This is a genomic window from Pseudundibacterium arcticum (assembly GCF_042646465.1).
Classification (GTDB): domain Bacteria; phylum Pseudomonadota; class Gammaproteobacteria; order Burkholderiales; family Burkholderiaceae_D; genus Undibacterium_A; species Undibacterium_A arcticum.
Genome location: NZ_JBHRTP010000091.1, coordinates 1 through 22,575, shown reverse-complemented (window position 1 = coordinate 22,575; position 22,575 = coordinate 1). Strand labels below are relative to the sequence as shown.

The following is a 22,575-nucleotide window of genomic DNA, read 5'->3' as shown; positions in this document are numbered from 1 at the left end:
CCCGCTACCAGACGAGCTTCTTCTCGTTTCCCCAACCTTCGCGGCCGGTCAAGACGCCTTTGTGTGTAATGCTGGGCGCGATACGGAAGACTACGCGTCCATCAATCTCAGTGCCGTCTCGATGGATGCGATAACCTAAGATTTTCCCACCAAAATGAGAAGCTACTAGCTGACCTGAATGTAAGTAGAGGTCCGCCCCGGTCAAGCGATCAGCCGTTTCTTCCGAGATCACCCAATAGCCACTTTCCCAAATTGGTGGATTGGCTGAAACCTTACGAACGTTGTTGAGACGTTCAACCAAATGAATGGATGCCATGTTTTTTCCTATGCCAGAACTCGCGCAGTTAGCGGCAGTTCGCGGACCAGCTCCGCGAGACGGTCATGCTCCCCTTTGTGGGTATCGCCGGACGCAAGCGGCTTTGCATGTGTGAGCCAAGCGTCCAGAGCGGATTGCGCTAGCGTGCTGCGCACTTGAATCTCCGCAGGCGGCATTGGCACATCGGTAGCGAACAGCTCTCGAATCATGTTTTCGGTTGCGTCGGTAACGTCGGTGTAGGTCATATTCATTGATTTTTCCTCAATCAAATCCAGCCCAGTCGTTTAGCGATACCGGCGGCGATCACGCTTTCGACAATTGCAAGAGAAACGACGCCAACTGGACGTTGAAACCACGGTAGTTTCTTGTCTGTACGGATTACTTTTGCAAGTGATCGGAAAGGCTTAGCGGACCAGTGTGGAGGGATAGAAGTGTCGACGTCCCAGAAGGATATTGGCTCATCCTTTTCGCTCCCCCACCATTTTTCAAACCAAGTCATGGGTTTTCCTATTGAGTGAAGCCATCTTGGCGCGCTGCACCAATGAGCCGAAGCTGACTGCCGCCGAAGTGTTTATTTGCGCAATCGATCATTGCGAGATTATGTTGCGATGCCCGGTGGAAGCCTATACGCATTGCACCGCGATTCGCATCGAAAACACTTTCACCTGCGTTTCTACCGAGGATATAAAAGAACGCCCGAACAGCTTTTCTACCTCGATTCAGGAAGACATAGACAATCGCAACAGCAATCAACGGAAGCAAAACAAACACCATAGTTCCCCCTTTTTCCCTAGTTACTTTGGTCGAAGCCGATCAAGTTAAAGTAGGCGCGCATCTTGACCGGTGTTTCCCAATGAGCGTAGTACAGCGAACTGTCCCAAATTTGCCCCATTGTGTCGCCACCGTCATCCATCAAAACGACGGCCCTCTCAGTATTGGATGTTGCCATTTGCGAGTTGATGAATGCCCAAACATCTTCCAAGCTGGATGCGTCATCGAACTCCTTCAAATTCTCGCCTACTGCCGCCCTAATAATGGCCATGAGTTTCCTTCGTTATGCTGAATATCTGGCTTAAATTGGCACGCACCTGGTGCGTTTCTACGTTTCACAGTGTACACGTTTAAACGTGTACGTCAAGCGCTTTTTTCAATTGGTTTATAGGCCGTTAAAATCGTATCTTCCGCTGCCTTGAACCGGGCAACGGTGTTGCCGACCGACTGTCGCGAAATATCGAATTCACGCGCCGCATCCACTGGCGCACTCCCGTCCACCAGCACGCGCCGGGCCGCGCTCTTTGTCGGCTCCCGCGAGCTGATGAGTTTCGCTATTGCGTCGAACTGCGCAGGCTTCATTAGAATACCCCCGCTGCAATCGCGCCCAGGCGGACAGGATCGGCGTCAATCAAGTTTTTGGTGGCCCGCAGCGTCTTCATACCCAGCAGCACCTTGATGTGCTTCAAGTCGATCTGATTGCGCGCTAAACGTACAGCGAACGTGCGACGGCCCGACATCGCGCTTGCCCCCTCGATGCCGGCCTGCAGGTGGAGCTTGCGGAACAGTTGGCTGAGGGAGTCGCACGAATAGCTGACTGCCCCAGTGCCGGTACGGCGCTCGGTCAATTTGTACGGTTCGCCTTCATCGGTTAGGAAGATCGGCGCTTCCGGGTCCAGCCCCCGGTACGCTGCCTTGCGCGTGGTGACGCGGTGACGGTGTTCTACGCGGTATTCAAGGTACTTGTCGATAGCAGCAGTAACCTTGGCATTCGACCAGTACAGGGGGCGCTCAGTGCCGTTGTAGGCGACGTCTGGGGTTACTGCGGATTCGTCTACGACCGCGCCATCTGGCCGTAGATACGCTTTGAGCGGCAGTCGAGCGATTTCTGTCAGCATCATGCCTGTGCCGTAAATCGTGGTCAGCATGGCCACGTTACGCACCGGGAATTCGCCACTCACCGCAGCGATCTTGAGCATGTGCTTCAATCGGTGATCCTCAATAAATGGTGCTTTTGCCATGAATATGCTTTGCCGGATTTGGTTCTATTCAGAGTTAGTTGAAGAAAGGATACCCTGAAACCATGGCTTCGGGCAAGGTACGTGGCCAGTCCTCGGAAAAGCGGGAGCCCGTCCTTAGAATCGCCGGGGCCAGCGCCGTGCCACATGCTGAACGCGCAAGACCTCAACCACGTCCCCACTCATCCGATACGGAATGATGTAGTTGGGGTGTATGACCAGCTCGCGAGTACCGATCACTCGGCCAGGCCGCCCCATGCCAGGAAACCTTCTATAGTGTAACGGCTCGCATTTGAAAACGGTCGTGCATTTGACGCCGATTTCAGCTCGAATTAACTGCAACTGACGGCGCGGTCATGCTCACGTTATCTGCAAATGAGCTTGCAATCGACGGCGCCGGCTTGCATTCCATGGGCGCCGGCTCACGCTAACTGCAAATGACGACTCATATCGGTAAGCCTGCCGCCAGCATGCGCTCGCGGATCTCCGCCGTGCGCTTCGGTTCGAGCTGGTTGCTGAACATCGCGCGGATCTCCGCCGCCTTGGCGTCAAACTGCTCGGTCATGTCCTTGAGCCGGTAGCCGTGGCGCGCCAGCGTCGGCTCCAGGTCGTCGAGCTGGCGTGACAGCACCGTCTCCACCAATTCCGCCGTGACCGGCTTTTCGCCCGTCTGGTAGCCCGCTTCGAGGGCCAATGTCAGGCGCAGCTGGACCTGTAGCGGCGTGCGTAGCTTGGTGGCCAGCATGTCGATCGCCTCTGGCGCGAGGATCGTCCCCGGTTCGGTCTTGTTGCCGGTGCTGACGCCGAGCAGCCAATGTGCGCGCGGCGTCCGGTCAGTTGCCCGAGTTGAAGCGGGTGATCGCCACCTATGGTGACCGTGTGGTGATGGAGGAGACCTTGGGCGAAGCCTTGGCGGCGCTCTTCAAGGAGACCGTCCCGGTGGCATCGCCGCCCCGCGGCACGGCGGACGCGCGCGCCCGCGAGGCACTCGCCCATTACGACCGCGCCATCGAGCGATTGAAGGCGGGAGATTGGAGCGGTTTCGGCTCGGAACTCGATGCCCTCCGGCCGCTGCTCGAGGCGCTCGGCGCCGGCCGTTCCGAGGATCAGAGGTGACCTGAGTGTATTTAAAAGAGCGTCTACTCAACCCAATGTGTCGGGAGTACGCGTTCCGTTTCCGAAAGCGGACGTTGCCAGTTGATGGTTAGCACTTGGTCGCGAAGGTCCGGATTGGCCGAACTGTTGTCTAAGCATCTTGGACGCCGAAGGTCTGCTTTTCTATCAGTTATCAGAGTCGTTTGAGTCACCAGGTTTTGACCGGCTTGAATGACCGCACGTGGCCGAACTGCGTCATTCGCGACAGGCCGAATTCGACCCAAAGGCGACATACGTTTTCCGCAAAGCTGACCTTCAACGTGCTAGCTATCCAGCGGTCCAGTTGAACGACGCGAGTTGCCGTTTTTGAGTTCGAACATGTAATATCATTGCCCTTGATTCTCTGCCCATTTGCGCGCCAGTTCCAGCTTCATCTTGATTTCTGCCAAGTCAGACTTATTTAGACCAGCGACGTTCAGTTCCTCCTCGGTGTCCTTAATTCCCAATAATCGGAAATTAAATGTTTTTCCGTCGCCGTTCACGGTAACACCGCTTTTGGTTGTGAAAAATGCTTCTCCATTCGATTCAAGAAGCTTCTCATTTCCCGAAGCCATTCTATCCATGCCTGCTTCGAACGCTCGAATTTCTTCAAGGTCGAGATAGCCAAAACGAACCTTCTTTTTGTCGTGTGACAGACCGTCGCATATAACGCCTCGTGTGATCTCTATGTTTTCGCCGCGAAACGTCATTATCACCATCCCACGAAAATTGATTTTGCCGCCTGCAACGTACTCGAAATCACCTGCCTTGACCGTCGTGTACGGTTTTTCGAACGTCCAATCCTCTGAAAATCTTCGAATAAATAGAACATTGCGTTCCTCAGCAGCCGTTTCAAGTCGAGTGGATTTCTGCCAGGAAGGCTCCGGACGAAGCGCAATTGAGGATGGAGGATCAGAAGTTTTGCTGCAGCCTATGAGCGCAAGAAAAATAAGAAGTGTAATGGTAACGACATGGGTACGGCCTTGTTTTGATGTTATAAATCTGAAGACTGACATGTATTCCTCCGCTAGATTTGGGCTAGATGTAACCGGCCAATGCCTGTCTTTATGGCGCAGGTTCTGGTGACCGACAAGTTGGGCGGCAACGCACTGTTACGCTCAAGTATGCGCAAGATAAATCATTTCCTCATTCTTGCTAGCTCTACGAAGTGAGATAACCCGCACAGTCTCACTAGGGCGCATGGTTGTTACGAAGAAAACGACATGCCCATCTTCGTCCTTGGTCATATGGTTGTGCCGAATTTCGCCATTCTCTTCAAACGGGTCCGTCGTAATCAGCAGCGGGCCCGGGATCGGAAGGATCATGCGCTCCAAAAAGTACACTGCGCTTGCAAGAGAATAGCCGTGCTTTTGGCGATTGACCGTCTCTTTGTTTTGATCGTAGTCGATAGTGGTGCTTCCGATTACGATACGGAAATCCGACTCAGTCCACGGTGAAGTTAGCATCACTGTTCTCCTCTACATGACAAACCTGAAATAAGCCAGCGCCACGGATTGACAGTACATCCATTCTTGCGTTCAACTTCCCACGAACGTCGGCTTTGCAGAAAAATGTCAGCCGTCTCCTTGTGGCCGCCAGTTGCCGATTGCGACAGCAAGCGTCGATCGGGGGGTGTCAATTCACAAAGGTAGAACGGAATTCGAGGTAGGCGGAAAGCACAGCGTCAGCTGCCTCGCATTGAGGATAACGGACGCTAACCGGCGAGTTTCGTGTTCGTATGGAATGATTAGGTTGATTTCCTAAATCCGCTGGCAACCCATGCAACGCCAATGGCCAACGCCCAGCCAAGCAATGGCATACCGAGCAATAAGAAAACGACTCGACCAACTTGCGGTGTAAAAACCTGCTTGGCCTCTGTTGCTTGACCTGTCGTAAAAAGTGTCGATGAGTTTTTGATCGGCTCCCACGTCCAAAAAACGTGTTCACAGGCCGGCCCAGAAGCCACCGGTTCATCAAACTGACAGAATGGGTTCTGGGAACGGTATTCATAGATGAGAAACGCAACGGCGCTAGCGAACCAAATCACTGTCAGCAATATACCGAGTCGAAACCATCCCCTGCTCATATGATTAACCCTCTGCTTTCGAGAATTCGAATTCACGGCTCATTCCGATAGTGACATTCCACACCTTGGCAAGGGAGTAGCGCGCCGCAAGACTAATAATCGTGTTTCGATCAGGTAGCGAAATCATCGGACCGAGATAGACAGCTGAAAGCTCGGCCGGGTGGCATTTGTAGTCGGTAAATGAACCTATGTCGGTCGGGCGCCGGCGAGATGTGATTCGCCATTCTTTCTCGTAACTCCAATCTGGCGCCTTGGTATAACTTACCAGAGAAATTTCGATCAGTCATCGCCAAATCTTAAGAGATGCTTAACAAAACTCGTTGTGAGGGCGAACGCCTCTTTGTGGCCGGCACCAGGCATTCAGATTCTTAGCGTGACGGGCGGGAGTCGACCTTGGATTCAACCGGTCGACGCAACAAGTTGGCTGAATCAGCAAAATCGTCCCCAAATGTTACGAATCCGCTCGGCGCGTTGTAACCCTAACTGGCTTTAGCCGCCACATTGGCCCGCGCCATATGCATTTTTTTGTAGTTGTCGATCAGGCGGCGGTGCCTGTCGAGCCCCTCCAGTTCCATGCTGTTTGGCGTCAAGCCAAAGAAGCGCACGCTGCCGTCCACTGAGCCCAGCACCGCGTCCATCCGCGGATTGCCATACATCCGGCGGAAATTGACCACGTAATCGTCCAGTTCTAGGTCGTCATCGAGCAGCACCTCCAGCACCACGTTCAAGGCTTGATAAAACAATCCGCGCTCGACCGTGTTGTCGTTGTACTGCAAGAAGGCGCCCACCAGCTCGTGTGCCGCCTCGAATTGCTGCAAGGCGAGATGTATGAGCAGCTTCAACTCGAGAACGGTCAGCTGGCCCCAGTCTGTGTTCTCGTCGAATTCGATGCCGATCAAGGTGGCAATGTCGGAGTACTCATCGAGCTCACTGTTCTCCAAACGCTCAAGCAGCGCTTCCAGGCTGGCGTCGTCCAGGCGATGCAAGTTCAGGATATCGGCGCGGAACAACAGCGCCTTGTTGGTGTTATCCCAGATCAAATCTTCTACCGGATAAATTTCCGAATAGCCGGGCACCAAAATCCGGCAAGCAACCGCGCCTAGCTGGTCATGGACCGCCATGTACACCTCTTTGCCCATGTCTTCAAGAACGCCAAGCAAAGTCGCGGCTTCCTCGGCATTGGAATTCTCGCCCTGGCCAGAAAAATCCCACTCGACAAAATCGAAATCCACTTTGGCACTGAAAAAGCGCCACGACACAATACCGCTGGAATCAATGAAGTGTTCGACAAAGTTATTTGGCTCAGTCACTGCTTCACTTGCAAAGGTGGGCCGAGGTAATTCGTTCAGGCCTTCAAAACTGCGACCCTGTAGCAATTCTGTCAGACTCCGTTCCAGCGCCACCTCGAAGCTTGGGTGCGCGCCGAACGAAGCAAAGACACCGCCAGTTCGTGGGTTCATCAAGGTGACGCACATCACCGGATAGATGCCACCCAGCGACGCATCCTTCACCAGCACCGGAAAGCCTTGCTCTTCCAATCCCTGAATCCCGGCCAGAATGCCGGGGTATTTCGCCAGCACTTCGTGCGGCACATCAGGCAATGCCATTTCGCCTTCCAGAATTTCGCGTTTTACCGCGCGCTCGAAAATTTCGGACAAGCATTGCACTTGCGCTTCGGCCAGCGTATTACCGGCACTCATGCCATTGCTGACGTAGAGGTTTTCGACCAGGTTGGACGGGAAATACACCACCTTGCCGTCCGACTGTCGCACATACGGCAGCGAACAGATACCGCGCTGCACATTGCCGGAGTTGGTGTCGACCAGGTGCGAGCCACGCAATTCGCCATCGGGATTGTAAATGGGCAGGCAGTATTCATCGAGAATTTCGGCCGGCAGCGCATCTTTACGGCCAGGCTTGAACCAGCGCTCGTTCGGGTAATGTACAAACGCCGCATTGGCGATGTCTTCGCCCCAAAACGCACCGGCGTAGAAATGGTTGTTATTGAGCCGCTCGATATACTCTCCCAACGCCGACGCCAACGCGCTTTCCTTGGTCGCTCCCTTGCCATTGGTAAAACACATCGGCGAGTGCGCATCGCGGATATGCAGCGACCACACATTGGGAATGATATTGCGCCACGAAGCGATTTCAATCTTAATGCCCAGGCCCGCCAAAACGCCCGACATATTGGCGATAGTTTGCTCCAAGGGCAAATCCTTGCCCGCAATATAGGTGCTCGCTTCAGAAGTCGGATTCAACATCAGCAAGGCCTGAGCATCGGCATCTAAATTCGCTACCTCTTCAATCACAAACTCGGGGCCGGCTTGCACCACTTTTTTCACCGTACAACGGTCGATGGAGCGCAAAATACCCTGGCGGTCTTTGGCAGAGATATCCGCCGGCAACTCGACCTGAATCTTGAAAATCTGCTGGTAACGGTTTTCCGGATCAACAATATTATTCTGCGACAGGCGGATATTTTCGGTCGGAATGTTGCGAGTTACACAGTACAGCTTCACAAAGTAAGCCGCACACAAAGCCGATGAGGCCAGAAAGTAATCGAAGGGACCGGGAGCCGAGCCATCGCCCTTATAGCGGATGGGCTGGTCGGCCACCACCGTGAAATCATCAAACTTGGCTTCAAGACGAAGCTTATCGAGAAAATTGACCTTGATTTCCATGGGAAAATTCCAAAAATTGTGCTCAAAATGAGGTGGCCGTTATTATCCGTCGCCACGCCGGCGCCTTGTGACACATCGATGCGTTCTACAAACGCTGCCGCATACGGATAATTTGACAGACTAATGCTATTGCGCAGGACGTGGTTGGAACCCGGCATGCTTCCATGCGCCATGGCGATATCCACGGCAGCGCCATGCGCTAAACTGAATCGCCGCAAGTTCCGCCAACATACCCCAGAATGCGGGCAGGTGGGCGTTCCGCGAAGAAAAGGCGACCAAGGGGTGGCTTATTAATGTAGTCACATGTCCGCTTTTGGCTGCGGATTCAATCGGTCAAAAGTTGGCGATGAGGGGCATGCGACAGCAGGCGAAGCCTGATCTTGCATGTCCCCTCGATGCAAGGGTTAGCCCGATTTCCCATTGCGTGACAGCCACCATCGCACGACTCGTGTAAAGAGACCTTTGATGTCGATTGACATGCCAAAAGCGCCCGGCTTGAGCGTGAGGATCTCTGTAGGCTTCTCACCCGGCTTGGTTGGAGTTTGGTGGGAGGGCTGCGACGTTTGATGGACGAGCTGCGAGTACAAGGGGCACTCCGAGTAGTGCATTTCCGAGACGTGAGACCAGTTCCATCGCCAGTCGTTTGTTCCTGAAGAGCCCTCTCTGACCATGGCGCGCTCCGCAGCGTCTCTATCGATTTCGTCAGCATAGCGTGAGAGTGATGATGCAAAGAGGTGGAATACATCGAAGCTCACTTCTGGACAAAAGTTGGAGTAGAGACGTTTGTTGACAATGGACGTGGCGTGCTCGGCAACTACTGGCCAAAGAGGCGAAGCTTGCCACTTCTCCATGAGTGCTCTATCGGTCGCCGGGTCTATGCGGGTAGTAGTCCCTTGTTCTCCCAGAAGAGCAAGGCTTTGAAAGTAGCGCGGGCAAGTGTGGACGTTCGCGTACGGGCAACGCACGGGCAGACCTCGCGACGCGCTCTGCTTCGAGTACCACTCAAGATCTGGATAGATGCGCTGCATGATGACGGCGGTGGGGGCTAACGTGGAAGTAAGGGGCTGCGCGCTTTTGCGCAGTCCCGCTTGACTGTAGGGTTGGCCGTCATTTAGCTCATTCCTTGGCGAAGGCTTGTAATTTTTGGAAAACCATGAACTGGCACAGCGTCTATGTTGACGAAGCACTCTGCAACGGGCGAAATAATCTCAAGAAGGGTTTTATCAAGTTTACTGAGCCTGTCCTTTACGCGAAGTAGTTGCCAGCGATTCATCACGAATGCTGCGAAATCGGCAAGTTGGATTGGGTGAACCAGCCGTGAACTAGCGAACAGGATCGCGCCTGCACAAAAAGTTGGAGCTAAGCCAGAAAGAATGATTGCCTTACCGTTGGAGAGTCGCCCTTCGTCTACTACTACGCAGGCCGTTGCGTTGCCTCCTTCAAGCGATTTTAGATGTAAGCGGACTCGCAAGAGCGCAAAGATTAATGCAAGGTCTTCGTGATCGCTAAACTTCAAGGGGCCAAAATTATCTGGCCAGTTAGCGCGATTGAGAACATCAGCCGCGTTATCGGGATCAAAGGTCTGCACCAGCACCGAAAAGCGGTAGGTTGTAAAGATGTGCGCCATAAAGCGAAATATGCCCAAGCGCTGCTGGAGATCCAGCTTGCTGTACTCACCCCTTCCGCCCCAAATTTCCGTGAAGTGCAACTCAGGATCATTGAGTCCTAGTTCTTGAAGGTAGGATAGAGCGCTTGGAAGTTGATCCATGACCTCGGCTGTTTGATGTGGCGGAACGAGTACTGCGACCCACGACTTCCGCTGCTCATGGAGACCGGGAGTTATCAGACCGGGGGAGCCGGTGTCATCAATAAACACGCCATAGTGGCGACCAGACCTCAGTTCAGCGGCCAAATTGATAGACTTGCTATTCGGAGAGTTCATGACGGCCAACGTGGTTTATTGAACAGATAGTGACTCATAATCGGGAGGCTTGTGCAATATCCTGCCGCAGCCATCTCTTTGAAACCCTTGTGCATATTGACGTTCTGCTGATTCTTCGAAAATGCGCACAGTACTTTCGTGACCAATAACCGGGTACCGGCCGACGCGATACCACCAACCAGTGGGATGACCGCTTTCGGATAAATACGTAAATGCCCGCTCATGGCCGGTCTGAGACATTCTTTTGTTGAGTCTCGAAGCATAGCCTGGTGTCAGCAATTCATGTGGCGAGTCCGCTCAGTTTCGCTATTTCGGCTTGGCCTGTACCAGTGCGGTACTTAGCCAGGTTGCCAAGTTGGCTGATTTCTATGTATCCGCAGTGTCATGTATTCCGCCTCCCTACAGATCATCGCAATTCTGTAACATATTTAATGTAGAATGTAATAAACAATCAATACTTTTATAAAGGTCAGTCATGGCTACAAATTCGGAAAAGAAAAAACCTGCCGGCAAACCGGTAGAGCTATTTCACGGCGACAAAGGGGGCGTGGGCAAGAGTTGGACTTGCTCAGTTTTTACGGACTGGCTGGTAAAACGGAAAGTGCCTGCGGCTCTGGTTGATGGCGATACGCGCAATCCCGATGTGTCGAGGATGTTTGGTGACAGTATCCCCGTCATCAACAGCAATCTGAGGGTGCATGAAGGATGGATGGACTTAACCGATTTCATGATTGCGAAGCCGGATGATTCCATCATTGTTTCCCTGCCGGCCGGCATCGGCGGCGACTTCAAGCGAGAATCCGCGCGCTTCTTCGAAACCTGCGCCATGCTTAACAGGCCAGTCAATATGTATTGGGTGATCAATCGTTTGCCCGACAGTATCAATCTCCTGGCCGAAGCGATGAACGTTGTCGGTGACAGGCTTCATTCAAAGATTGTTGTAAAAAACCTTTTCTTTGGCGATGAAGACAAATTTAGCCGCTGGGACAACAGCGAAACTCGGAAGAAGTTCGAAGCTTCCGGTGGCCGAACTATTTGCTTGTCTGAGCTGCACGAACGAACTGTTGACAAATTGTTTGCGGACAATGAAAACGTGATGCCGTTTAGCACGGCGGTCGTTCCTGTTCAGGACGTTAGCAAATCGGCACACAAACTGACGCCTTCCGAAAATATGGAATTGCTGATGTGGTTGCAAGAAAATCATCGTCAATTCGATCAATTACAAGAAGCCTTGGGCACCTAACATTTCCGACGTTGGAAAAATGGGGGCGGGGCGCCGGGCGATCTCTCCTTCTCCCCTCCCCCCCAAAAAATATGGATAAAGTCGTCTGGTTAATTGCTGGGAATAAGGGTGGCGTTGGTAAATCTGTCGTCGCTAAAAGCATGGTCGAATGGCTTCGCCGCAACCAAACGCCGGTTTTGATCGTGGACGGTGACAAACGGACCCCGGATGTTCATGCGTCCTTTTGTGATACCGCGACCACAAAGCAATTTGATCTGAACGAAGAGACTGGCTGGCCACTATTCTCAGACTTCATTTGCGAAACAGGATTTAACGGTCATGTTGTCACCAACCTACCGGATGGAATTAGTGAGCGAGCAATCCTCTACTTTCAACGCCTGGAACGTCTGGCCGACAGCTATGATTTTGAAATTAAGGTGTTGTTCGTAATCAACACACTTCCGGACGGACTTCATCTGTTTGACAAGCTTTCCGGCTCGTTCAAAAACGTCTTTCCTGTTAAAAATCTATGCTTTGGTTCCCCCTCTGAATTCGGTCATTTTGATCAAACCTTCGGAGCGAAATATGCAGATCAGACGATTCTCTTCCCTAGAATGGCCTTCAAAATAATGATGCTGGTTCGGGAATCAAGTATGCCATTTCAAGAATTTTCAGAACAAACCGGCGATGCGCACACCAACTTTACCTATGCAAAACTCATTGTTGCGGATTGGCGCGACAACATGTTTGAAGCACTGGACGAAGTTCTCTTGGGGGAATAAATGAAACCTATCGAAGAAGCCTTGCGAGTCCTGATTGGCCGGGAACCCTCTGCCGAGGACATTAGCAAATTCTATAAAATTAAAGAAATATGCAATTTCAGTGAGCACGATTCGGTGTGGTCGTTGCTGCTGGCCTTCGGTCACTATGAAATTTTGTATGAAGAGATCCCCGCAAAAATTGCGGAGCAAGCACATCGTCTCATTGCAGAACACAAGATTGCCTTGGAGCATACGGCGGAAGCGGCAGACCGCCATGTAAAAGCCAACCTGGTAGAAAGTGTCGCGAAGGCGGCTCGGGAAATGGCGCAAGAGGTCATCGCATCCTCGAAACAAATCACCATTGCGGATTCCCGCAACAAATTCATTTTGGGCCTCACTGTAAGCATTGGCGTCGCGGCAATGGCAATGTGCTTGCTCGCCTGGAGTGCTTTTGCGATCGGTTCCCGCAGTAGTGCGGCGCAAGTCGCGTGGGCAGTCAGCCCAGAAGGTGTAGCAGCCCGGCATATGGCAGAACTGAACGATGTCAGATCACTTATTCAGTGTAGTGCTGGACAAAAGCGGGTCGAGGGAAATAAAACCTTCTGCGTGCCGTATGACGATCGAGAGAAAAAAATCACCGGCTGGCGAATTCAATAACATTCAATAAAGGACTACATCATGAGAACCCTAGAACATAATTCAGTAGCAAAACTGGTGATGGTTACTGGCAACGTAGTCAGTGACGCGGAGGTTTCCGATATCCTCAGTTCGTATCAATACATTGAAGACGGAATGACGGCATTGCGCTTCAATTCGGAAAACGACGATGATGCTGCGTTTGAAATATCGGCTGATCTGGAAGTCATCGATATTTTCGGAAACTCCAAAGACCATTTGAATAATATTAATTACATCCTACAAAAATTGGGATGGATCGATTGCGAACTTTATTCGGAAAGTAGCGAGATCGAACACATGCTGCTTGGCCGGCTGGTAAACATCAACATTCAACGTAACGAAATTTGCGATGGAGCTTTCACGTCGGACCGTCGGAGTCATGACGACCTGGTTGTCGATGCTGTACCGACCGCCAGTCAATCCGATCAGGAGAAACGTGATTCCGCTGAACTGCTGCCGGTATCTGAAAGCAAATCCTCGGATGCTGAAATCATGGGAACGCTGAATGAACAGTTCGTGCACATTCAGGAATTGACGTTGGACCTGAGCAGAGAGAAGGAAGAAAAAGGTCGGATCGAACGCCTCTATCGTGAAGCGTTAGCTCGCATTGACTTGCTTGAAAGAAACAGTCCCGCTCCAGGTGCATCGAAATCGTCAAAAGATAACGATCACACTGGATTGCTTTCGATCGTGGAAAGCCATCTGAATTCGCTGGCCAACGTACCGGATCACCTCAACACGCCTCTAGTGTCAGCGCTTCGCGAAAATGGGTATCACGTTCAATTAAAACTTGTCCGGCGCGTCGGCTAGGGCAGTTTCCATTTCCAACGTCGGAAATCCGGCACCGGCAAACTCGAATCAAACACCCTTCAGTGTAGATCCGCGCTCAAGGGTGATCTCGACAAGGTAGGAAGTTGCAATGGGCGACGACAATGATTTGAATCTGAAAATTGTCTCGCTGTATCGCCGCATCTGTTCCGCCATTGACGTACCGGAAAATTCTTCCCAGCCTGACGCCATTGATGCGGCGGATCTGCCTGACATCCTTTCTAATTTGAGGTCGCTTGGCATAGAACTATCGAATTTGCTAAATGTTGAAGATGAAGCCTATTCGACAGAAGTTTCCAGTCGCATTCGCGTAATTGAGAGAGAAATTCAAGTCTGGTTAGCCGCGCTCGATGCGGTGCACACACACATAAAGCAATGTCATGGAAAATCGTTATAAAACGCTCAGTCTTTGTATTCTGAGCGCAATGGTCGGATATTTTGGCTGGGGTGGAAATACAACCGCCCTACTCCTGCTACCTGCGATTGTTGTCATTTGGAGTCGTTGCGCAACCCGATGGGCGGCTTTTCTGGCGTTATTTTTTTACTATGCTGCCGCAAGTCGTGGCATTTTGAATGGGTCCAGCCTGTTCTTTGCTGAGACCGCCCTCTTCCGAGGAATTTGGCTGGGCATCATGCTCTGGCTTTGTTCGAGCACGATCCTGGCCGCAACATGGGCGATCTGCTGGGGTCATCGATTTAAAGCAATTCGGCTGCTTGTCATTTTGATTGCCCTCTCCTGCCCTCCGATCGGCATCATCGGATGGGCGAATCCCCTAACCTCTGCTGGCATTTATTTTCCGGGTCTTGGATGGTATGGGCTGATGGCATTGGTGGTCCTTTTTCTGGTCTTGGTAGCATCGCCCCGCCCTACTTTTATTCTTCCCTTTGCACTTGTTGCCATCACTTTCAATGTGCTGCATACGCGGGCCGAAGCGATCCCAGGCTGGACCGCAATTAACACTAAATTAGGTGGTGGCCAACGCGATACTGATGAATTCCATCGCCTGCAGTCGCTTCAATCCATCGTCTCCAAAGAATCAAATAGTAGGGACCGAGGCGAAATTATTGTGTTGCCCGAGCTGGTCGGGGGTGATTGGTCAGTAAATGCGATGTGGTGGGAAGACGCTGAAAAAGCGTTGCAAAAGAAAGATCAAACCGTTTTGCTTGGGATTCACCGTCCAATGGCCGGCGCCAGCTACAGCAATAGCTTGATCAGCATTGGGGCGATATCGGGCAGGGAGTTAGAGGATCGCGTTCCGGTACCAATTTCGATGTGGAAACCGTGGGCTGAGGATGGAGCGGTGGCCCACTGGTGGCTGTCCGGTACAACTCAAATTAAAAATAAGAAAGTGGCCCACATTATTTGCTATGAGCAAATTTTGATGTGGCCGATCCTGATAAGCGCCGCGAACTCGCCCGACTTGCTCATTGCTCCGTCCAACATCTGGTGGGCAAAACAAACCAGTGTTGCGGAGATTCAACGACAGGCAATGACATCCTGGGGATTGTTGTTCGATATTCCCGTCCTGTTCGCTGTCAACTCTTGACGCAACGCCAATTCCGATAAAATTACCTTCTGCGTACCGCAGCTAAAGCCTCTCGCACAGTCTGATTAATGACTTTGCTGCCTAGCGCGTATGGCGCCGATCTGGCGATGCGATTTTATCAGATGGTCGCAATCGCCGGTCAGATGCCGGAAGGAGGCAATAATCGCGTTGAGATTGCTGTTTGCTCGATCCCCGCCTTGCTCGCCATAAAATTTGATGAGGTGGATGGCTATGGCCCTACGTCCGTCCGGCGATTCGTCGAAGATTCACATGTGTTAAACGGACGAACGCCAGATCAGTGGCAGCAAGATGCATTCGGACAGATTGACGCATTGCTGCGTGCGCTCGGATTGAGGGATTGAGGTTTAGCCGGCCGTCAATTGCTCGGACGGTATCCGAATATGTGCACGCATCAAGAAGTCATCGAAGGTGAGAAGTTTTGGGAGGGACTTCGACTACTCAATGACAGCCGCTGGCAGCGAATACGCTTTCCGCATCGAATTTACGATAGTTGCAACCGACAGCAGTGCCCCCTTCCACTGGTCTAGTTCTAGTACATTGGCGTTGTACGGTACAAGGACTACATGTCAGCAAAGTGAGAAGATTTGGGAGATTGGATAAGATTGTATGCAACCGAAAGGCCCTCAATCTATCCACTCCGAAAGTGACGAGTGTTGTACGGTACAACACCCCAGACCGAACCTACGATTACCCTCCCCTGCCTGACAACCATCATTCCCGGGATGTCAGAATTCCGAGCGCCTCACTAATCTACGCGCCCAGTATTCGTCCCCGATCGGTCGACGTTCCGCGTTTACAGGCAATAAAGATGGGGGTGTTGTACGGGACAACACCCCCGAAGCGACCATCCGCTACCATTCCCTCCCCCGACACCCGTCCTGCTGCCGGCAGAATTCGCTGCCCTTCCTCGCCCAGCCACACCAAAATGTGCCCTCCAATCTCAAGATGCATCTGAAGGATAATGTTTCAACAGAATCCAAGAGCCAACGGCCTGATATTCCGGCCCTTTCGTTCCCGTTCGACCAATATCTTAATAGGTGAGAAATTTTGGGCTGCATCTGAAAGCCGATATTCACTTCACGATTCGACACTCTCCGGAAATAAAAAAGGGTGTTGTACCGTACAACAACCATCTCTACTTCGGTCTTATCCAGTGCCAACCCTATTTCTTCTGCAAAAATTCCTTAACCAAGGAATGCAACTGTTTCGTCTTCTCTGGGCTCAGAGAACCTTTTGAAAATTGAACCGCCACCTTGTCCCCATCGATACAAATTGTGGCCAGCGATTTGCCGCCCACCACGACTGGTTGCTCGGATATCGCCTTAGCCGGAGACCCTACTAAGATATCCAATACTTCTTTGGACGAGTGCTTGTGCGGCTTGCTCTCCGCCAGATCTTTAGCCCGAGCCAACACGTCATCAGGCCTGTTTTGCATCACATCGTTCAACAACTTCGCCCACCGAAATTGCAAGTCAAGCGGTGAAGGAAACGCGTTGACGACATCATCGGGCAGCGCGGCCAACCGCAATGCTTTGCTCAAATTACCCTTGTCGATTCCAACCTCTTTGGCCAATTCGCCCAACGAACCAAACAGGCCTTCACTCAGAGCGTGCCGGTACATGCGACCCTGCTCCCACGGGGACAAATCTAACCTATCCCTGTTTTCGCGATCCATCTCCTTGAACAGTTCCTGATCACTAACCGCTTCGATCAGACACAATACCGGCAACCCTGCCTCTAAGCAGGCGCGATGACGACGATGCCCAAATACAATCTCGTAACGATCGGCCACGCCAACAAGTGGTCGCACCTTGATTGGCTGCACATTGCCGCCCGCCTGAGTGATCTCCTCTTTTAAGGCGAGAAAATCAGCTGAGGTGAAACTGTCACTAATCCTATTGGCCCATTTTGACGCCGCGATCTTGTCAGTGTCGATTAGGCGCACCGGAAGTATTCCCTCAAACTCAAGTAACCGCGCCTCCAGCAATGAAACTTTCTCGTTACTTTCCTTCATCAGCGAGTTAACCATCAACATCTGTCCAGGCCCGGTGCGCAGCGCGGCCGTTGGGGCAGCAGGCGTCGTCGTAGTTCCATCTACCTTGCTTGCCAAGAACAGTCCTTCTGTTTTACTCGTCAGCCGACCCTTGATCGACATATCAGACTCCTTCACTTAATTGGGAGATCCATGAATTTCGAATCGATACTTCGACCAGGTCATTGACCCTGTCATATGCGTCCCGTGCTCGACTGTAGGTCTTCATACTGCCATCGTAGCGACTGATATCGTACACCGTCCCGAATTCCGCTGAACTGGATGAAGTCACTGTCGTTTTTGGGATTTCCACCGGCAGCACTTTTTCTCTGTAAGTGGCCGTAATCCAGGAGCGCACCACTTCGCTGGCAACATCAGCGGAATCGACCCGCGCCAGTAATACGTGGATGAAGTCGAAGGTTTTGGTTATGCCCGCGTTTTCCACCAAATTGGATGCCAGATCACTGAATAGACTCCAGAATTGCGCGGAACTCGCGAAATCTAGCGCGTTGGGCGGTAAAGGCACGATCAGGGCATCAGCGGCCATGAATGCATTTATCGTTACGTACGATAGGGAAGGGGGTGTGTCAATGACGATAATATCGTAGTCGTCCCGCACATCCTCGAGCCCTAGATTTAGAACGTCCCAAAATTGAAATGCTGGATCCTTCATCTGCCGGGAAGGCAACACAAATTCAGCCGAAAACAAACTCGATGACGCGGCGACCAAATCAATGCCTTCCCAGTAGGTCGACTGAATCGCAGGCCTAATAGTTGTCGTTTCGCCATATACCAAGGGAGCGATAGTTTGCTCTTCAGTGACTTCGGTGTCTGGCATAATTCCGAATAGAGTCGTTAGTGACCCCTGCGGATCTGCATCAATAACCAAAACCTTGTGCCCACGTAAACTCAAACCTTGTGCGAGAACCATGGCGGTAGTGGTTTTTGAGACGCCTCCCTTGAAATTGCCGACTGCAATGGTCACAGCACGCGCGCCATCTGGCCGTAGTTGCCCAGCGCGGTAATGTTGTACCCATACGCGAGCTTCGGCTAACGAAAACTCGCGACGCGAGCCTTTGTCATTCAGGTGACCGGCAGGTAAGTCGCCTTTGCTGATTCGATATGACACTTGCCCTTTGTCGATGCCGCACAAGCTAGCGAGCTGAGTCAGCGAAAACACTGGTGGATTCTTCACCGCGTTAGGCGCGAGCATGCGAGAACGAATCTGGTTAACCATTTGCGTCGCGCGCTCTGCTTGATCCACAATGTCACTGATTTGGATTTTTTGCGTGTCATTCATTTTTTGTGTGACCATTGCATTCTCAAAGGTTTAACGATAAGTCAATATTTTACGTTATAGCGATATTCATGGCTATTACAAAATTATTCGTATTTCATGAAATTTACAAAAATTTGAATAATCGCTGTCTTTTCGTTTGTTTTTGATCTTTTCTTTGATCTCCGACGCTAATAAAAATTTTAAACCCTTCAATCCCTATAACAACTATAGGTCAACATTTCTATAATAGATTCAACGAGTTAACTCATTTTCTGTGAGAACTTATGGGATGTATGGTGAGAATGTTTGGGAGGTAAGGTGAGCAATTTTAGGGTGAAGGGTGAGAACATTTGGGGCCTACGGTGAGTGGATATGGGAACGCTCGCCCGCCACGACAAAGCCGGTAGCAGGGCACTTAAGGTGAGATATTTTGGGAGGAGCCATCTAGTTCGCAAGAGTTTGGGTTGCGCGGGAATGGAGGGCATGATCTTAGGTGAGTTTGCGTTAACTTCCGACTCACTATAGACTATTGCCAGAATCTTATCGCGATCAATAACCATGCCCAATACAAAGTCTCAACCGAGGCGAGCTGCCGACAGCGCCCGCAAATTTGCGGCCGTCGAATCGGACATATTGCTGCGCAAGCCTGTCAACACGTTGGCCATCGTGCCAAAATCCGAAAAGATCACGGTTACCGCGCGCAAGATTTACAACGTGATGCTGCAATATGCGCAACGCCAAGGGATTGAGAAAGACAGTTACCGCGCGCGTCTAGCGGATATCGCAACTGGCATCGATTTCAAGTCCAACAATACCGAGCTCATCAAACAGTATTTCAGGCAAATGGCCACGACCGGCGTCGAGTGGCAATCACCGACAACAGGGGAGGGCGCGCGCTGGAGCATCTCGGCACTGATTGCCCATGCGGACCTCATCCAGCGGGGCAATGAGCTTGTATTGGAATGGAGCTACGCGCCGAACATCAAACAGGAATTACTGGATCCGCAGCGCTTCGCCAAGATGTCACTTCAAGTGCTCGCGACACTCAATACGATGGCGTCGGTTGTGTTGTATGAGATCTGCTGTCGCTATGCGGACAATCCGAGTGGGTTGACCGCGCGCCAGTCCTGGGCGTGGTGGCGACCAGTACTGACCGGTGCGCCGGATAGCCCCACTAGTGCCTACCAGGAATACAAAATATTCAATCGCGATGTCGTAAAAAAAGCGGTCAAGAAGGTCAACGATGTCACTGATCTCGAAATTGAATTGATCGAGCACAAAATAGGTCGTTCGGTGCAGGAACTGCAATTCCGGGTGAAGAGAAAATTGGCGCCACAGGCGCCGCCGGATAGGGCGATTGAACCGATTGATTTGAAAACTATTGGTGCCGCAATCAAGGCCGGCCTGGCGCAGGACAGGGCGGAGAAACTGTTACTTAAATACGGCGCAAATGCGCTCGATGAAGCGATCCTCGTGATGCAGGAACGTCAGCGCCGATCGACTATGGAACCGGTTCGCAATCCCGAAAAATACCTTGTGACGATACTGCAGTCCGGCCAATTCGGCCAGCAAAAGGAAGAGGGCGCGCCGGTCGCACAAGTCTATGACACGAAAGCCGAGCGCTTGAAATTGATTGAGCGTTTCATGGCGCAGAAGCGGACAGAACTGAACGCGATGTTTGACGAAATGCCGATGGTTGATCAGAAGACGTGGATATCTAAATTCGAAGAAGAAGTTTTGTCCGATGGCGGCGCACTACGCAAAGCATTCCAAGGCAAGGGTATTGCCAGCCCGATCGTGCGGCCGGCCTTTCTTAAGTTCTTGGGCAACGCAGTGTGGGATGAGGGCTGGGAAAAACCGACAGATTCGGAGATGATCGATTTGGCGATCGTGTCAAAGATCGATCAAGAGGGAGTCTCGCAGTTGCGCCCCGCCAGTCGCGCGCGTGTCGACCTAGGTGTAAAAAAACATTGAGAAAAGCGGGTGTAGGGTTCGCGGTCTTGGACATGATTTCGCCGGGTCGCATCAGTCCGATCGCAAACAATTTACGTTGAATGTTGGTGACGTGCTGTGGCCAAAAATTCATCCATCTTTAACGTATGCAGAAGTGGACGATTGGCTTTTCGCGGGTCCACAAGAGCCCCTAAGGAAACGCTGAACAATTGACGCTTTTTTGCAGCTGCAAGCAAATGGGCAAAAGAAATAGCGGATTTCCAACGTCGGAAAAAATGTAAACTTCTCTTGCAGAGGGTAACGTCGATCTCCGAACGCGTTATAGGGCTTATTGTTACACCGAACGTAAGCTCTGACTCAGGTAAGTTGATTGCCCCGGCGTACAGAGCTTCGCCCTTGTGATATCGAAGCCCCGCAGCGTGTTCAACGCGGCAAAGATACTGACCATATTTCTGATCGTCAGATGCCGCCAGTGCTGGTGCTACTTGGCATAGCGTCAATAAGACAGCGGAGACCATGAATCTCATTTGCAACGCTCCATGTGGCGTTCAACGAATGTAAACCGCCCCATTTATTCCACGGTCCTTGACTGCTGCGTTACTGTACGTGCCCCCGAGATATCCTCAGAATCCGATTTTCATTGTACTCAGACACATAGAGCGCATTGTCAGGACCAAACACAAAGCCGGTACCTGAAGAGGGGCCAACACTAAATCCTGATCCGATAATCGTGGCCTTACCACGCATGTTGAAACTAAGAAGGTTGCTTCCACTCAGGACATAGAGCGCTTTTCCGAAGCCGCCTGGTCCCGGACCAAAGGCGAGGTATGTATCAAGACCGGCCAGCCCGGTCGCAAAAGCACCGTCTGCCAACGATCCATCTGCGTTGTAAATCCTGATTGTCCCATCTGCGAGGGCTACGAAGATCCGGTTGTCGTCGTCGATCGCAATGCTGCCAGGTCGACTAGGGGTCGAGAACAATACAGTGGGAGTACTTCCGTTACTCACCAGGACCTGCGGGAAGTCATCGGAAAAAACAAGGCGTCCCGTATGGTCGAACTTCATGTCATCCACATCAGCAAAGCCGGAATTGAAAATAACCGTCGCTGTTTGATCTGGGAAAATTGCCGCTAGAACACCTCCTCCCCCGCCTGCTCCCCCGACAAGGACGGAATTAGGGACGCCGCTTATAAGTCCAGCAGCGTCAAAAAGAACCGCATCAGGGTCAACCATGGGCGGACCAAATTCTGAAGCTGAGCCGCCCCCAGGAGGGACCCTGTGAATCACTACACCTCCTTGTCGTCCTACATAAAGTGCTCCATCCGACCCGAAAGACAGTTTCATTGGTTCGGTTACATTGGAATAAATCTCAACGTTGAACCCAGCAGAGACGGTCGGTAATGCTAACGTGACCGACGATGTTGCCAACATCGAGACCCCGCTGGCCGAATTATTAGCAGCTCCTGTAGGTGCAAGAGCCGAGTCGTCAGGACCTCCGCCGCCGCATGCGCTAAGGCTAACCAAAAGAGCTCCCACGAAGATCCGGCCAAGATTCAAAGTTCGCTGTTCCATGTCTGTACACCCCAGGCTGATAGAAATTCCCTTGCGCGCCTACTTGCTCTTATCTGTTCATGCTAGGACGGGGTATTGCAAGGCATTTGAGATCGATCAAATCCTGCTTCTTCCGGGGGGGGCAGAATAGGTTTGCCAGAAAGCAGCTTTGCAGCCAATTCGACCGCCGGTAATCGACTGAATCTGGAAGGCGGCTGCATCTCACAATCGCCGCTATATTTCGAGGACTGCTTTTGGGCTAGATGTAGGCCGGCTTGGGTCGAGACCTGCCCGCCAGGCTTTGGAAAACCAGCCGCTCGTTGAGAAATTTCCGTCAACGGCCGGTCTCTAAGCCGCCGTTCGTTCCAATGGAGGCGAAGAAACCAATTTGCATAGAACTGGTTGGGTTCTATCGAAGCCCAGTGACCGCAACCCGCCTTGACCTGACGTAGAGCGCGGGACGCCCAACGTCTCTTGATGGCCGGTCTGAGACATTCTTTTGTTGAGTCTCGAAGCATAGCCTGGTGTCAGC

The 22,575-nt window shown here is 51.9% G+C and carries 26 protein-coding genes and 2 pseudogenes; 9 read left to right on the top strand and 19 right to left on the bottom strand.

Annotated features, from left to right (window positions below; translation table 11 throughout):
- Positions 1–4: 4 nt before the first annotated feature.
- The 9 genes from ACFOFO_RS23350 to ACFOFO_RS23310 form a co-directional block, all read right to left on the bottom strand.
- A complete protein-coding gene (locus ACFOFO_RS23350) occupies positions 5–316 on the bottom strand; it encodes a hypothetical protein (protein ID WP_390329494.1) in 312 nt (103 codons plus the stop codon).
- A gap of 8 nt (positions 317–324) precedes the next feature.
- Positions 325–567 carry a hypothetical protein gene (locus ACFOFO_RS23345; RefSeq protein ID WP_390329493.1) on the bottom strand — a complete coding sequence of 81 codons (243 nt, stop codon included), beginning with the start codon at positions 565–567 and terminating at the stop codon, positions 325–327.
- 14 nt (positions 568–581) lie between these two features.
- The gene (locus ACFOFO_RS23340) at positions 582–815 is read right to left on the bottom strand and encodes a hypothetical protein (RefSeq protein ID WP_390329490.1); all 234 of its coding nucleotides are present in this window, start codon (positions 813–815) and stop codon (positions 582–584) included.
- 8 nt (positions 816–823) lie between these two features.
- Complete coding sequence (locus ACFOFO_RS23335) at positions 824–1,090, bottom strand: hypothetical protein (RefSeq protein ID WP_390329488.1); 267 nt, start codon at positions 1,088–1,090, stop codon at positions 824–826.
- 16 nt (positions 1,091–1,106) lie between these two features.
- Positions 1,107–1,358: a hypothetical protein gene (locus tag ACFOFO_RS23330; protein WP_390329486.1), complete on the bottom strand. Its 252-nt coding sequence runs from the start codon at positions 1,356–1,358 to the stop codon at positions 1,107–1,109.
- A 92-nt stretch (positions 1,359–1,450) separates the two neighbouring features.
- Positions 1,451–1,669, bottom strand: coding sequence for a hypothetical protein (locus ACFOFO_RS23325; protein ID WP_390329483.1), 219 nt, complete (start codon positions 1,667–1,669; stop codon positions 1,451–1,453).
- Entirely contained in the window at positions 1,669–2,328 is a 660-nt protein-coding gene (locus tag ACFOFO_RS23320) for a site-specific integrase (RefSeq protein WP_390329481.1), read from the bottom strand. The genes ACFOFO_RS23325 and ACFOFO_RS23320 overlap by 1 nt, the downstream gene beginning before the upstream one ends.
- A gap of 114 nt (positions 2,329–2,442) precedes the next feature.
- A complete protein-coding gene (locus ACFOFO_RS23315; protein ID WP_390329480.1) occupies positions 2,443–2,583 on the bottom strand; it encodes a type II toxin-antitoxin system RelE/ParE family toxin in 141 nt (46 codons plus the stop codon).
- A 187-nt stretch (positions 2,584–2,770) separates the two neighbouring features.
- Entirely contained in the window at positions 2,771–3,070 is a 300-nt protein-coding gene (locus tag ACFOFO_RS23310; protein WP_390329478.1) for a phosphoribulokinase, read from the bottom strand.
- 71 nt (positions 3,071–3,141) lie between these two features.
- On the opposite strand from ACFOFO_RS23310, the pseudogene ACFOFO_RS23305 reads away from it, so the two are divergent.
- Positions 3,142–3,441: pseudogene (locus ACFOFO_RS23305) on the top strand (UPF0182 family protein); the annotation flags it as partial.
- A gap of 365 nt (positions 3,442–3,806) precedes the next feature.
- Here ACFOFO_RS23305 and ACFOFO_RS23300 read toward each other — a convergent pair.
- From ACFOFO_RS23300 to ACFOFO_RS23275, 6 genes are all read right to left on the bottom strand, one after another.
- Positions 3,807–4,475 (bottom strand): hypothetical protein, encoded by a 669-nt coding sequence (locus ACFOFO_RS23300; RefSeq protein ID WP_390329476.1) that lies wholly within the window; start codon positions 4,473–4,475, stop codon positions 3,807–3,809.
- A gap of 102 nt (positions 4,476–4,577) precedes the next feature.
- Complete coding sequence (locus ACFOFO_RS23295; protein WP_390333059.1) at positions 4,578–4,925, bottom strand: BrnT family toxin; 348 nt, start codon at positions 4,923–4,925, stop codon at positions 4,578–4,580.
- A gap of 281 nt (positions 4,926–5,206) precedes the next feature.
- A complete protein-coding gene (locus tag ACFOFO_RS23290) occupies positions 5,207–5,581 on the bottom strand; it encodes a hypothetical protein (RefSeq protein WP_390333056.1) in 375 nt (124 codons plus the stop codon).
- 443 nt (positions 5,582–6,024) lie between these two features.
- Positions 6,025–8,229 carry an OsmC domain/YcaO domain-containing protein gene (locus tag ACFOFO_RS23285; RefSeq protein WP_390329818.1) on the bottom strand — a complete coding sequence of 735 codons (2,205 nt, stop codon included), beginning with the start codon at positions 8,227–8,229 and terminating at the stop codon, positions 6,025–6,027.
- A gap of 404 nt (positions 8,230–8,633) precedes the next feature.
- On the bottom strand, positions 8,634–9,080 hold the full coding sequence (locus tag ACFOFO_RS23280) for a hypothetical protein (RefSeq protein WP_390329817.1): 447 nt from the start codon (positions 9,078–9,080) through the stop codon (positions 8,634–8,636).
- A 260-nt stretch (positions 9,081–9,340) separates the two neighbouring features.
- Positions 9,341–9,997 (bottom strand): hypothetical protein, encoded by a 657-nt coding sequence (locus ACFOFO_RS23275; protein WP_390333054.1) that lies wholly within the window; start codon positions 9,995–9,997, stop codon positions 9,341–9,343.
- Between the two features lie 649 nt (positions 9,998–10,646).
- Here ACFOFO_RS23275 and ACFOFO_RS23270 point away from each other — a divergent pair.
- The 7 genes and pseudogenes from ACFOFO_RS23270 to ACFOFO_RS23240 all read left to right on the top strand — a co-directional run.
- On the top strand, positions 10,647–11,414 hold the full coding sequence (locus tag ACFOFO_RS23270) for a P-loop NTPase family protein (protein ID WP_390329812.1): 768 nt from the start codon (positions 10,647–10,649) through the stop codon (positions 11,412–11,414).
- 71 nt (positions 11,415–11,485) lie between these two features.
- On the top strand, positions 11,486–12,175 hold the full coding sequence (locus ACFOFO_RS23265; RefSeq protein ID WP_390329810.1) for a nucleotide-binding protein: 690 nt from the start codon (positions 11,486–11,488) through the stop codon (positions 12,173–12,175).
- A complete protein-coding gene (locus tag ACFOFO_RS23260) occupies positions 12,176–12,811 on the top strand; it encodes a DUF6753 family protein (RefSeq protein WP_390333052.1) in 636 nt (211 codons plus the stop codon).
- 21 nt (positions 12,812–12,832) lie between these two features.
- Positions 12,833–13,642 carry a hypothetical protein gene (locus ACFOFO_RS23255; RefSeq protein WP_390333050.1) on the top strand — a complete coding sequence of 270 codons (810 nt, stop codon included), beginning with the start codon at positions 12,833–12,835 and terminating at the stop codon, positions 13,640–13,642.
- A 109-nt stretch (positions 13,643–13,751) separates the two neighbouring features.
- Positions 13,752–14,057, top strand: a complete 306-nt coding sequence (locus ACFOFO_RS23250) for a hypothetical protein (protein WP_390329804.1) — start codon at positions 13,752–13,754, stop codon at positions 14,055–14,057.
- Entirely contained in the window at positions 14,041–15,207 is a 1,167-nt protein-coding gene (locus ACFOFO_RS23245) for a carbon-nitrogen hydrolase family protein (protein WP_390333049.1), read from the top strand. Before ACFOFO_RS23250 ends, ACFOFO_RS23245 begins: the two co-directional genes overlap by 17 nt.
- Before the next feature lie 61 nt (positions 15,208–15,268).
- A pseudogene (locus ACFOFO_RS23240) lies at positions 15,269–15,569 on the top strand (hypothetical protein); the annotation flags it as partial.
- Between the two features lie 821 nt (positions 15,570–16,390).
- Here the strand turns inward: ACFOFO_RS23240 and ACFOFO_RS23235 are convergent.
- Both ACFOFO_RS23235 and ACFOFO_RS23230 read right to left on the bottom strand, forming a co-directional pair.
- Complete coding sequence (locus ACFOFO_RS23235) at positions 16,391–17,383, bottom strand: ParB/RepB/Spo0J family partition protein (RefSeq protein ID WP_390329799.1); 993 nt, start codon at positions 17,381–17,383, stop codon at positions 16,391–16,393.
- Position 17,384: 1 nt separating this feature from the next.
- Positions 17,385–18,575 carry an AAA family ATPase gene (locus ACFOFO_RS23230; RefSeq protein ID WP_390329796.1) on the bottom strand — a complete coding sequence of 397 codons (1,191 nt, stop codon included), beginning with the start codon at positions 18,573–18,575 and terminating at the stop codon, positions 17,385–17,387.
- A 522-nt stretch (positions 18,576–19,097) separates the two neighbouring features.
- Here ACFOFO_RS23230 and ACFOFO_RS23225 point away from each other — a divergent pair.
- Complete coding sequence (locus tag ACFOFO_RS23225; RefSeq protein WP_390333047.1) at positions 19,098–20,513, top strand: RepB family plasmid replication initiator protein; 1,416 nt, start codon at positions 19,098–19,100, stop codon at positions 20,511–20,513.
- A 71-nt stretch (positions 20,514–20,584) separates the two neighbouring features.
- Here the strand turns inward: ACFOFO_RS23225 and ACFOFO_RS23220 are convergent, their stop codons facing one another.
- Both ACFOFO_RS23220 and ACFOFO_RS23215 read right to left on the bottom strand, forming a co-directional pair.
- Positions 20,585–21,019: a hypothetical protein gene (locus ACFOFO_RS23220; RefSeq protein WP_390333044.1), complete on the bottom strand. Its 435-nt coding sequence runs from the start codon at positions 21,017–21,019 to the stop codon at positions 20,585–20,587.
- 70 nt (positions 21,020–21,089) lie between these two features.
- Positions 21,090–22,064: a hypothetical protein gene (locus ACFOFO_RS23215; RefSeq protein WP_390333042.1), complete on the bottom strand. Its 975-nt coding sequence runs from the start codon at positions 22,062–22,064 to the stop codon at positions 21,090–21,092.
- Between the last annotated feature and the right edge of the window lie 511 nt (positions 22,065–22,575).

Coding starts and splice junctions, on each gene's coding strand:
- ACFOFO_RS23350 (WP_390329494.1), bottom strand. CDS start 316: ATGGCATCCATTCATTTGGTTGAACGTCTCAACAACGTTCGTAAGGTT.
- ACFOFO_RS23345 (WP_390329493.1), bottom strand. CDS start 567: ATGAATATGACCTACACCGACGTTACCGACGCAACCGAAAACATGATT.
- ACFOFO_RS23340 (WP_390329490.1), bottom strand. CDS start 815: ATGACTTGGTTTGAAAAATGGTGGGGGAGCGAAAAGGATGAGCCAATA.
- ACFOFO_RS23335 (WP_390329488.1), bottom strand. CDS start 1,090: ATGGTGTTTGTTTTGCTTCCGTTGATTGCTGTTGCGATTGTCTATGTC.
- ACFOFO_RS23330 (WP_390329486.1), bottom strand. CDS start 1,358: ATGGCCATTATTAGGGCGGCAGTAGGCGAGAATTTGAAGGAGTTCGAT.
- ACFOFO_RS23325 (WP_390329483.1), bottom strand. CDS start 1,669: ATGAAGCCTGCGCAGTTCGACGCAATAGCGAAACTCATCAGCTCGCGG.
- ACFOFO_RS23320 (WP_390329481.1), bottom strand. CDS start 2,328: ATGGCAAAAGCACCATTTATTGAGGATCACCGATTGAAGCACATGCTC.
- ACFOFO_RS23315 (WP_390329480.1), bottom strand. CDS start 2,583: ATGGGGCGGCCTGGCCGAGTGATCGGTACTCGCGAGCTGGTCATACAC.
- ACFOFO_RS23310 (WP_390329478.1), bottom strand. CDS start 3,070: ATGCTGGCCACCAAGCTACGCACGCCGCTACAGGTCCAGCTGCGCCTG.
- ACFOFO_RS23300 (WP_390329476.1), bottom strand. CDS start 4,475: ATGTCAGTCTTCAGATTTATAACATCAAAACAAGGCCGTACCCATGTC.
- ACFOFO_RS23295 (WP_390333059.1), bottom strand. CDS start 4,925: ATGCTAACTTCACCGTGGACTGAGTCGGATTTCCGTATCGTAATCGGA.
- ACFOFO_RS23285 (WP_390329818.1), bottom strand. CDS start 8,229: ATGGAAATCAAGGTCAATTTTCTCGATAAGCTTCGTCTTGAAGCCAAG.
- ACFOFO_RS23280 (WP_390329817.1), bottom strand. CDS start 9,080: ATGGAGAAGTGGCAAGCTTCGCCTCTTTGGCCAGTAGTTGCCGAGCAC.
- ACFOFO_RS23275 (WP_390333054.1), bottom strand. CDS start 9,997: ATGGATCAACTTCCAAGCGCTCTATCCTACCTTCAAGAACTAGGACTC.
- ACFOFO_RS23270 (WP_390329812.1), top strand. CDS start 10,647: ATGGCTACAAATTCGGAAAAGAAAAAACCTGCCGGCAAACCGGTAGAG.
- ACFOFO_RS23265 (WP_390329810.1), top strand. CDS start 11,486: ATGGATAAAGTCGTCTGGTTAATTGCTGGGAATAAGGGTGGCGTTGGT.
- ACFOFO_RS23260 (WP_390333052.1), top strand. CDS start 12,176: ATGAAACCTATCGAAGAAGCCTTGCGAGTCCTGATTGGCCGGGAACCC.
- ACFOFO_RS23255 (WP_390333050.1), top strand. CDS start 12,833: ATGAGAACCCTAGAACATAATTCAGTAGCAAAACTGGTGATGGTTACT.
- ACFOFO_RS23250 (WP_390329804.1), top strand. CDS start 13,752: ATGGGCGACGACAATGATTTGAATCTGAAAATTGTCTCGCTGTATCGC.
- ACFOFO_RS23245 (WP_390333049.1), top strand. CDS start 14,041: ATGGAAAATCGTTATAAAACGCTCAGTCTTTGTATTCTGAGCGCAATG.
- ACFOFO_RS23235 (WP_390329799.1), bottom strand. CDS start 17,383: ATGTCGATCAAGGGTCGGCTGACGAGTAAAACAGAAGGACTGTTCTTG.
- ACFOFO_RS23230 (WP_390329796.1), bottom strand. CDS start 18,575: ATGGTCACACAAAAAATGAATGACACGCAAAAAATCCAAATCAGTGAC.
- ACFOFO_RS23225 (WP_390333047.1), top strand. CDS start 19,098: ATGCCCAATACAAAGTCTCAACCGAGGCGAGCTGCCGACAGCGCCCGC.
- ACFOFO_RS23220 (WP_390333044.1), bottom strand. CDS start 21,019: ATGAGATTCATGGTCTCCGCTGTCTTATTGACGCTATGCCAAGTAGCA.
- ACFOFO_RS23215 (WP_390333042.1), bottom strand. CDS start 22,064: ATGGAACAGCGAACTTTGAATCTTGGCCGGATCTTCGTGGGAGCTCTT.